This window comes from Nocardiopsis halotolerans DSM 44410, assembly GCF_000341065.1.
Classification (GTDB): domain Bacteria; phylum Actinomycetota; class Actinomycetes; order Streptosporangiales; family Streptosporangiaceae; genus Nocardiopsis; species Nocardiopsis halotolerans.
Map to the genome: position 1 here is coordinate 1 of NZ_ANAX01000413.1, position 1578 is coordinate 1578.

Below are 1578 nucleotides of genomic sequence, written 5' to 3' on the forward strand. Positions count from 1 at the left end.
TCGACGCCTCCGGCGAGCAGGGGCTCCATGAACAACCCCGCGTGATCACGCTCGATCACCCGCAGACGCCACTTGTTGTGCACCAACACCAACAACTCACCATCACCCCGCCGCCGCAGCACCTCGGCCCCCGACAACGCGTGCAACGCCGGAGCCGACTCCGCGTCCGTACGCCGAGCCACCGAGTACTCCAACGGCGAGGTCTCGATCGGCGACCGGAACTCGTGCTCCATCCGATGACGCACCACGTCGAACTGCAACGGCCCCACCGCCGCCAACACCGGCGCCTGCTCCCCCCGCACCTCCGAGGTCAGCACCTGCACCACACCCTCGGCGTCCATCTGCGCGATCCCCCGCTGGAACTGCTTGTAACGGCCCGCGTCCCTGGCCCGCGCCACCACGAAATGCTCCGGCGCGAAACTCGGAATCGGCGGGAAGAGCACCCGGGGACCGTCGTAGAGGGTGTCGCCCACCGACAACGCCTGCGCGTTGACCAACGCGATCACGTCCCCCGGATAGGCGGTCTCGATCGTGGACCGATCCGAACCGAACACCGCCTGGGTGTACTTGGTCGCGAACGGACGCCCCGTCTCGGCGTGGGTGAGCACCATCCCCCGGTCGAACCGCCCCGAGGAGACACGCACGAACGCCATCCGGTCCCGGTGGTTACGGTCCATGTTGGCCTGCATCTTGAACACCTGACCGGCGAAGGGCTCGGCCACCGCACGCGGCGCCCCCTGCGCGTCCGGCTTGGCCGCCGGAGCCGGGGCCAGACCCACCACCGCCTCCAACAGCTGCCCCACCCCGAAGTTGGGCAGCGCCGCACCGAACAGCACCGGGGAGGACTCCCCGGCCAGGAAGGAGTCCTCGTCGAAGTCGGCCCCCAACGCCTGGAGCAGCTCGATCTCCTCGCTGGCCTGGACCCACTCCGCCCCCTCCACCCGGGCGGCCTCCTGGGCGGAGAGCACCTCCTCGATGGCCTTGCTGGCCCCGCCGGGGGTCCGCGTCATCTTGGTGTAGGCGCCACTGGAGCGGTCGATGAGACCGCGAAAGTCCCCCGCGATGCCCACCGGCCAGTTCAACGGGGTCGGGCGCAACCCGATGCGCTGCTCGATCTCGTCCAACAGCTCCAGGGGTTCACGGCCGGGCCGGTCCCACTTGTTGACGAAGGTGATCACCGGCATCCGGCGCGCCCGGCACACGTCGAACAGCTTCAGCGTCTGGGGCTCCAACCCCTTGGCCGAGTCCAACAGCATGATCGCGCAGTCCACCGCCGAGAGCACCCGGTAGGTGTCCTCGGAGAAGTCGGCGTGGCCGGGGGTGTCGACCAGGTTCAGCACCCGACCGGCGTAGTCGATGCGCAGCGCGGCCGAGGTGATCGAGATCCCGCGGTCCTGCTCCATCTCCATCCAGTCCGAGGTCACCCCCCGGCGGTCGCCCTTGCCGTGCACCGCCCCGGCCGAGGAGATCGCGGCCGCGTGCAGCGCCAGCGCCTCGGTCAGCGTGGACTTACCGGCGTCGGGGTGGGAGATGACCGCGAACGTCCGCCGACGCGACGCCTCACGCACGACCTCTGTC

General features: G+C 69.8%; 1 protein-coding gene. It reads right to left on the reverse strand.

Annotated features, from left to right (window positions below; translation table 11 throughout):
* Positions 1-1578, reverse strand: a 1578-nt coding sequence (locus D455_RS0128645; RefSeq protein WP_017574081.1) for a peptide chain release factor 3, incomplete at both ends; no start/stop codon positions are given.